8 protein-coding genes are annotated in these 8,980 nt (G+C 43.2%); 7 read left to right on the top strand and 1 reads right to left on the bottom strand.

Annotated features, from left to right (window positions below):
- The 7 genes from B2V92_RS19180 to B2V92_RS19210 form a co-directional block, all read left to right on the top strand.
- A partial coding sequence (locus tag B2V92_RS19180) for a hypothetical protein (RefSeq protein WP_293311241.1) occupies nt 1-489 on the top strand: 489 nt, incomplete at its 5' end.
- Nucleotides 490-524: 35 nt separating this feature from the next.
- On the top strand, nt 525-1,211 hold the full coding sequence (locus B2V92_RS19185) for an ABC transporter ATP-binding protein (protein ID WP_293311243.1): 687 nt from the start codon (nt 525-527) through the stop codon (nt 1,209-1,211).
- Between the two features lie 8 nt (nt 1,212-1,219).
- Nucleotides 1,220-2,167: an HlyD family secretion protein gene (locus B2V92_RS19190; protein WP_293311245.1), complete on the top strand. Its 948-nt coding sequence runs from the start codon at nt 1,220-1,222 to the stop codon at nt 2,165-2,167.
- 6 nt (nt 2,168-2,173) lie between these two features.
- Nucleotides 2,174-3,295, top strand: coding sequence for an ABC transporter permease (locus B2V92_RS19195; RefSeq protein WP_293311247.1), 1,122 nt, complete (start codon nt 2,174-2,176; stop codon nt 3,293-3,295).
- 32 nt (nt 3,296-3,327) lie between these two features.
- Complete coding sequence (locus B2V92_RS19200; RefSeq protein WP_293311249.1) at nt 3,328-4,638, top strand: TolC family protein; 1,311 nt, start codon at nt 3,328-3,330, stop codon at nt 4,636-4,638.
- 248 nt (nt 4,639-4,886) lie between these two features.
- On the top strand, nt 4,887-5,681 hold the full coding sequence (locus tag B2V92_RS19205; protein WP_293311251.1) for an SDR family NAD(P)-dependent oxidoreductase: 795 nt from the start codon (nt 4,887-4,889) through the stop codon (nt 5,679-5,681).
- Between the two features lie 83 nt (nt 5,682-5,764).
- Complete coding sequence (locus B2V92_RS19210; RefSeq protein WP_293311253.1) at nt 5,765-8,029, top strand: histidine kinase dimerization/phosphoacceptor domain -containing protein; 2,265 nt, start codon at nt 5,765-5,767, stop codon at nt 8,027-8,029.
- Nucleotides 8,030-8,138: 109 nt separating this feature from the next.
- Here B2V92_RS19210 and B2V92_RS19215 read toward each other — a convergent pair.
- Nucleotides 8,139-8,980 (bottom strand): alpha/beta fold hydrolase (locus tag B2V92_RS19215; protein ID WP_293311255.1); only part of this gene is annotated, 842 nt, incomplete at its 5' end.

Below are 8,980 nucleotides of genomic sequence, written 5' to 3' on the forward strand. Positions count from 1 at the left end.
CGGTTCAGCATCAACAGCGGGCTGGTATTAAGTGATTTCGGTTACAAAACAGACGACGCACAGGTCCGGTTCTCAGATCAGACAACTGCCAGCTTCCATACGCTTATCGATTATACCTACATCGGGGTTCCCCTGAATCTGAAGTATACTTTTTTTAGTGTGGGCAGGATAGGTCTTTTTGCAGGAGCGGGAGTAAGCCCGAGCATTTTTATCCAAAAGAATACCGTGTTGAAATATACTATCGGCTCCCAGGATGAAAGCTCATCAAATAAAGAAGCTGTAGGCTACAACAGGTACAACCTTACAGCAGATGCCATATTAGGGGCAGATTTTAATCTAAGAAAGGGATTTAAAGTGAATGCCAATTTTTACTTCAGGCACTTTATCTCAGAAGTGAATTCGAACCTGCCCGATAAAGAATACCTGGTGATGGGTGGGCTTTCTTTAGGGATTACCTACAATCCTTTGGTTCGGACCGGAAACAGATAGAAAAAAATAGATTATTTAATACCAAAATAAATAAAATGGGAATAATTGCCAGACTGGAAAATGTGTCAAAGCAATATGTGGTGGGAGATCAGACGTTGATTGCGTTACAGCCTACCACTTTAGAAGTAATGGAAGGCGAACTCCTCCTGATTATAGGTCCTTCGGGATCTGGAAAAACCACGCTGCTCTCGCTGCTGGGCTGTGTAATTTACCCCACAGAGGGCAAACTCTGGGTTGATGGGGATCTGGTAAACGATCTCGGGCAGGCTGGACTATCGAGGTTGAGACTGAATAAAATCGGCTTTGTTTTTCAGAATTTCAATCTTTTGGCCCCGCTCAATGCCGAGCAGAATATCATGATGCCCCTTCAGCTCAAGGGTGAAAGCTACCGCTCTTCGGCCGAAAAAGTAAAAAAAGCACTCGAACTGGTCGGAATGACCGACCGCAGGTATAACTTGCCCAAGCAACTTTCTGGCGGGCAACAACAACGGATAGCCATTGCGAGGGCACTTGTTACGGATCCGAAAATTGTACTGTGTGATGAGCCAACAGCATCATTGGACAAAGATTCTATATCGGTTGTAATGGAAGAGTTGAGGGATCTTGCAGAAAAAGGCAAGGCGGTTGCAGTAGTTACCCATGATCCCAGATTGAAACAATATGCCCACCGCATTATCGAGGTTAACAATGGCGTGGCCGTAGAGGTCTCAGATTTTAAGTAAACATAACAATGAACACATCAAGAACTTTAATATTTTTTATCCTTACCATCATTGCAGCCGCCTGTACAAGCAAGAAAACAGACAGGGCTGAGCAGGCAGCACTGCGCGATTCGCTTTCGCGTGCAGAAAATACGGTTGTAGCCCTGGCAGAGGTACAGCCCGAAAAAAAAATCATATCACTTTTTGCCCAGGGCTCAGGCCCGGTAAAGAAGGTTTTTTTTGATATCGGTGATACCGTGAAAAAGGGAGAATTAATTGCCCTGCTAAACAGTTCGGTAGAAGAGGCACAGCTCCAGCAGGCCCAATCAAAAATTATGACCCAGCAGGCAGCGATACAGACGGCCAAGGCACAACAGGCATCACTTGATTCCAAATCCCAAAACTCAGCCCTTAATTATGAACGCAATTCGGCGTTATTGAAATCAGGTGGGGTAACCAGGCAGGCAACAGACGACAGTAAATTTGCCGCCAGGTCTGATCTTAAGGATGCGCAGGCTGCTGCAGCAACGGCGAAGCAGTCTGAATACCGCCTTTCCGAATTTAAGAGCGATGTTAAATATGCCCAATCTATACTTGATCAAAAGAAAGTCCGTGCCCCTTATGATGGTACCATTCTCTCACTCGATCTTAAAGTGGGCAAATATGTAAATGCAAACGAATCTTTCGGTGAGTTTGCACCGGCCGGAAGGCTGATGGCCATTGCTGAAGTGGATGAACTGTATGCCCAGAAAATAAAACTGGGGATGAAAGCTTACCTGCGTTCGCAGGGAAAACAGGATACACTTGCTTCGGGAGCAGTTTTTATCGTATCGCCTTACTTAAATAAAAAATCACTCTTTTCTGATGGTGCGGCAAATATGGAAGACAGGAGGGTAAGAGAGGTGAGGATACTACTGGATAAAGGCAGTTCGGTGATCATCGGAAGCCGGGTGGATTGTGTAATCAAATTAAAATAACAGGGCATGTTCAGATTAGCACTACGCTTTATCCTGTTTGACAAACCAAAGGCCTTCGGTGCATTTATGGGGACAGTGATGTCGGTTTTCCTCATCGGGCAACAGGCAGGGATATTTATTTACCTCATCGATGCGATGGCTGCTTTGGTGGGCCACAATACCTCGTACGTATGGGTTGTAGATGATAAAAGTACCAATGTAAATGCACTTAGCCTGATCGATAAAAGGATAGGTTATGAACTCCAGACCATTGCAGGGGTTAAAAATGTGTACCCTATGATCATTTCGGGCGGTGGCGCAAAGTTCTCCAACGGAACAACTTCAGGCCTGATTTTGGTCGGTGTGCAGGCACCTGCATATGGTGGCGGCCCATGGAATATGTACCTGGGAAAAAAGCAGGACATGATCAAGGATGGTGCTGTTATTACCGATTATTATGACCAAAAAGCACTCGGCGGCCTCAAACTTGGCGATTATTTCGAAATCAACGGTAAACAGGTATTTGATGCGGCCCAAACCAAGGGCATCAGGGGATTTGGCGGCGTTTATGCTTTTACCACTATAGAAAGGGCGCGGTACCTCACCAATATACCGAACAATAAAATCAGTGCATTTTTGGTCGAACTCAAAAACAGCGGACAGGAAGAAGCCGTGATTGGGATCATTAATAAAAAATTCTTTGGTGTAAGGGCCTGGAATGGCAGCGATCTGTCGAAAGAAACCATTTCTACCGTACTCAAAACATCTGGGATCGCCTTATCCTTCGGCACCATTATCGGATTCGCCCTTGTTATCGGTTTTGTGATCATCGGTTTGACGCTATATTCTGCGGTAATCGACCGTATCAAGGATTACGGAACACTAAAGGCAATCGGTGCAACAAATGGTTTTATCAGAAAATTAATACTTACCCAGGCGCTTATTATCGGTTGCTGCGGTTATGTACTGGGTGCAATTATTACCGAAATTTTCCGTATTGGAGTTGCCAGTTCGGGAACAATTATCAATTATCCCATCTGGGTACGCTTCGCGGTCGTTGCGGTTACCCTGCTTATTGCCCTTTTGGGTAGTCTTTTCGCGATAAGGAGAATTACTGCCTTAGAGCCCGGACAGGTATTCAGAGGATAGAAATTTAAATAAATATGAAAGTTATTAAAATAATGGCAGTTATATGCGGTCTGATGTCCGCTGTAAATATTTTTGCGCAACAAAATGCGCCGCTTTCCCTTCAGCAGGCAATCGATTATGCGATTGCAAACCGCAGGGAGATCAAAATACAGGAACTCAATGCCGATCATTCGGACAATGAAACAAAGAAAGTGGTTTCCAGACTACTTCCACAGCTGTCCTCTGATATTGATATGCGTTACAACGGCAGGTTGCCAACCAGTGTGATCCCCGGGGAGGCTTTTGGTACTGCCGGTTCTCCGAGCAGGCGTGTTCAGCTGGGTGCTGCTTACAATACCGTTGCATCTTTGGATCTCAATATCCCCATATATAGCCCAACGGACTATGGGGACAGGAAAATTGCCCGTGGACAGGCAGAATATGACCGGATGAACGTCCGCAAATCAGAGATCGATATAAAATCGGAAGTAACCCAGAGCTATTTTAACGTGCTCATCAGTGGAGAGAAGCTGAAACTATCAAAGGCAAACCTTGATAAGGCCTTATCGATCTACCTGGTTTCGAAAGATCAGCTTGTAAAAGGTTCGATCACCAAGTATGATATGGAAAAAAGCCGCATCGACTATGAAAATGCAAAATCAGATCTTTCGAAAAACGAAAATAACTACCGTCTTTCGCTGGCAGATCTTAGTTACCGGTTAGGCACGGATGCCATGCAGCCTACGGTATTGTCAGATAGTCTGGTTTCGCTCTATGCGCAGTATAAAAGTATCGTTAACGAAAGTTCTGCACCGGACCGGATTGAACTGAAACTACAAAAACTGCAGGAAAATATCTTTACCGAAAATATCAGGAAGCAGAAAAATGCCTACCTGCCTACTTTAAGCTTTTATGGTAATTATTCGGCACAGAACCTGAACAGCGATTTCTCGTTATTCAAACGGGGATATTGGGATCCTTACAATTATGTGGGCATTAAAGCCAGTATTCCTGTTTTTGATGGCTTGCTTAAACAGCGCACTAAAAAAGGCTATCAGATCCAGCTCCAATCGGCTAAACTGACTTATGAAAAGTTAGAACGCGACTTTTCTTTCGAGGTGAAAACTACAAAAACGGCGGTTGCAAATGATCAAAAGGATATCGAAAACCAGACCAATAATCTTAAACAGGCCGAAGATCTGTATAGGATAGATGCAGACCGCTACAGTAAAGGTGCAATTAAACAGACCGATCTCAATAATACCTATTATACGTTACAACAGGCACAGTCAAATTACCTTAACGCCATGTATTCATTTTTACTTGATGTTGTACAATATAAAAAGGCTTTGGGGAAATTATAAAAATATCTTTCATTGTTTCTGTGCTGATTCCCCACCTGACGCTGCAGATGATAAATTACCGGCCAGGGAAAATCTTTACCAAAGTTTTAGCGAATTCCATTTAATATCGCTGAGTTAAGCCAACGCACAACGAAATATCGTTGTGCGTTTTGTGTTTATTATTTTAAGTTTTTGTAAATCAGATTTTTATGTTTTAGGTACGTCTTTAGATAGATTTTCATTTATAACCTAATAACGGATAAAAAAATATGGATTTACAGTTAAAAAACAAAAAAGCACTGGTTACCGGTTCAACCGCCGGCATTGGTTTTGCAATTGCGCTCAACTTGGCAAAGGAAGGCGCCGAAGTAATCGTAAATGGACGTACTGCCCAGCGTGTAGAAACATCAGTGGCACAGATCAAAGCCCAAAGCGGCAATGATAAAGTGAGTGGAATGGTAGCTGATTTTGCAGATGCCGAATCTATTAATGCGCTGATTTCCCAACTTCCTGAAATCGATATTTTGGTGAATAATGTGGCTATCTTCGAACCTAAGGCCTTTGTCGATATTACGGATAAGGATTGGTTGCACATTTATGAGATAAATGTACTGAGCGGGATCCGTTTGTCGCGTGCATATTTTCCAGGGATGGTAAAAAACGGATGGGGCAGGATCATTTTCATTTCAAGCGAATCGGCCGTACAGATTCCTGAAGAAATGATTCACTATGGCGTAAGTAAAACTGCCCAACTGGCTGTAGCACGTGGGTTGGCAGAGCTCACCAAAGGGACTGATGTTACCGTGAATTCGGTGCTGCCCGGGCCAACATTTTCGGAAGGGGTTGAGGGATTTATTGAAAACCTGGCTAAAGACCAGAATAAAACGGTTATTGAAGTAGAAAGAGATTTTTTCAAAACCATCCGCCCAACTTCTATTATTCAACGTTTCCTGAGCACAACCGAGGTGGCAAACATGGTAACCTACCTGGCAAGTCCGCTTGCCGCTGCTACAAATGGCGCCGCCATTAGGACCGAGGGTGGGTTGTTAAAGGGACTACTTTAGTATTTTTACGCCATTAAGTGCCCACTGGTTTTGAATGGCATTGGTTTTAGCAGAAATTTGAATACATTAGTTAGATAAAAAATATGAAAATTATCTGCTTCTTATTAATCGCTCTTAATTTGCAGGGTTTTCTGGCTTTTGCACAGGTACTTCCCGGCGATCAGGCCGATGCTGCCAGGGTTAAGGCGATGATTGCAGCCACCTCCAACGATAGTATAAAGTGCAACCTGATACAGCAATTGGGTAAAATCCAATTGCTAAAACCGGGGAACAAGAAAATAAACCTCGATAGCGGCCTTCGCTATTTTCTATATTCCATTAAGTTTTCCGATTCGGTAAAACTCCGCGTAAATAACAGGTACGAAGGTATGCTTCGGGTAGGCGAGGCCTATTTTAGGTTGGATAACCTATATGATGGCAAAAAATACTTTATGTCTGTTATCCAGGCTTATCAAAAGGATGGCGACAAAAAGAGGGAAGCCCGTACCTGGCTGCGCTTTGCAAATATGTTGAAAGATCCGTACAAAGACCGGCCCGAAGTAATTACTCTCCTGAAAAAAGCTGCAGCATTATACCATGTAATAGATGATAAAAACAAGGAAGCCGAATCTTTTGCTTCGTTGGCAGGGGAATATTATACACGGGTAAAATTGGATAGTGCCGAACATTATGGCATGCAGGCATTAAAATTATATCATTTTTCCCGTTCCAGCGATCTTGGTTTTACCTACTATCACCTTTCTCTGATCTATAGAAATAAGGGGCGTTTAAATAAAGCGCTTCAATATGCATTATTGGCCATTGATAATGCCAATAAAAGAGGCGATACACTGAAATATCAAAATACGGCACAGCGTTACAGTCAGCTGGGTTATGTGTATTCGGATATGAACGATCATGTAAACGCGCTCGAAAATTTTCGCCGTGCGGTTAGTCTTGGCGTAAGAAACAATGTGGGCAACAGTACTACAGATATTACCTACCTGCATCTCAGTGAGGCGGTACGGGAATGGCTTTTTTTAAATAAACCTAAAGCAGCCCTGGATGAAGCAGAGGTGATGTTTAAAAAATATCCCCCTGTTGATAGTTTGCAGCTTGGCCGACAGGCCGAAATATACGGTCATTATTATAATGCGGTTAAGCAGTTTGGTAAGGCGGAAAGCTGGTACCAGAAAATGATTGCCTATTATCATTGCAAAGTTGCAAACGAATCGTGGGGAAATAAAGTATTGGCCGGTTTTTACATGTCGCAGAAAAAATATACCCTTGCCCGCCAATTTCTGGATAAAGAATTTAAAAACATTCATTCCGATAGTCAGGCATTTTTGAACAGTGCAGAAGATGCCCTGTATTATTATAAAATCGATTCAGCCAATAATAATTTTAAGTCGGCCCTGGAGCATTACCGGAGATTTAAACAGAAGAGCGATTCTGCATTTAATGTAGCTTCTTCCAAACAGATTGCCGAGATGCAGGTGCGGTATAAAACCCTGCAAAAAGAGGCCGCAATCGTGGTGCTGCAAAAGGATAGGACCTTGCTCATGGATAAGGTATCTCAGGCCAACTATATCCGGAACCTGATTGTTGGAATTGTGGTGTTATTGCTTTTGTTTTTGGGCGTATTGATCAACAGCTTTCGTCAAAAACAGAAAAGCAGTAAAATTATTCAGCAGCGGAATAATGAATTGAATTCGCTTTTGGATGATAAAGACAAGTTACTGGAAGAAAAACAATGGCTGTTGAAAGAAATCCACCACCGGGTGAAAAATAACCTGCAGATTGTTATCGGTTTGTTGCAGCGCCAATCAGACTATGTAGAAAACAGCGCCGCTAAAGATGCAATTCTCAATAGCGAAAACAGAATGCGTTCCATCGCGCTCATCCATCAAAAATTATATCAATCGGAAGGGCTCGACCTTATTAATATGGCCGAATATGTAAGCGAATTTATCAGTTATTTAAAAGATAGCTGTGATCCTGGAAACCGCCTGCAATTTGAACGCGATTTTGATGAAGTTTATTTATCGGTTTCACAGGCGATACCTTTAAGTCTGATTATGAACGAAGCCATTACCAATTCAATTAAATATGCCCGTCCTGATGCTGCCTATACCCTGATTGGCGTTTCGCTTAAACAGTTCGATAGAACACATATTAAATTAAAGATTACCGACAATGGTATCGGTTTGCCGGAGGGTTTTGATCTGAAAACAAACGACTCGATGGGCATGAATCTCATGCGTGGCCTGAGTAAACAGCTTGGTGGGACCTTTGTAATCCAAAACAATTGTGGTGTGGGTATAGAAGTGCTTTTCGAAACAGACCGGCCAGAGGATGCCACTATCTGATACTGGCAAGCAGATTGATATCCTTTTGATTTTCATATTTCGACTAAAAACAATAAGCCAGGCCATCCGCTATAAAACTGATGACCTGGCTTAGCTGATAAATGGGGATTTACTTTGTACCCAAAAAGAATTCTAACAGGTCTTTTTGCACCTGGGCTGTGTTTTCCTGAACTACCCAGTGACCGGAATTTTTAATGATGGACTCCTGAACGTTTTCTGCCACCAGTTTGATATGCGTGGACAGGAAAGGAGCGGCAAAATGATCAGATCCCATGGTAAGCACAGGCATTTTTAACTTCTTAGCTCCAAATGTCACGTTATCTTTTGCATCCTGATTAAAGTACCCAAACCAATGGAATGCACCGGTTGTTGCCCCCGGAACCGAGTAAGCACGGATAAATTCCGCAATTTCTGCTTTGGTAAAAGCGTTTTTCTGGAAACCCACAACCGGCCAGAAATCGGTTAGGAATAAACCAACTTTGCCCTGAACCAGTTCGCCGGCATGAGGCTGCGCAAAGAAACCAAACCACCAGGCTTGTGCTTTTACCTGTGTCCACACAGGTTCAATACCGGGTAATAAAGCATCAAGTAAAGCAAGTTTTTTAACCTCAGCCGGAAATTGGGCCGCGTAGGCATAAGCTACCATAAGCCCGATATCGTGTCCGGCAACGTTAACTTTATGGTAGCCCAGTTTATCCATTAACTGGTGCATATCAACAGCCATATTTTTTTTGTCGTAACCTGCAGCAGTTTTGCCCGATTCGCCAACACCACGTAAATCAGGTGCAATAACGGTGTAATGTTTGGATAATTCGGGAAGTAAACGGTTCCACATGTACCAGTTCTGTCCAAAGCCATGTACAAGCAGTAAGGGTTCGCCCTTGCCGCCGATAACGTAATGGATTTTAACGCCGTTTACCGTTGCATACTGGTGTTTAAAGTTTGCCGGCG

It is taken from the genome of Pedobacter sp. UBA5917, from assembly GCF_002432345.1.
Lineage (GTDB): Bacteria > Bacteroidota > Bacteroidia > Sphingobacteriales > Sphingobacteriaceae > Pedobacter.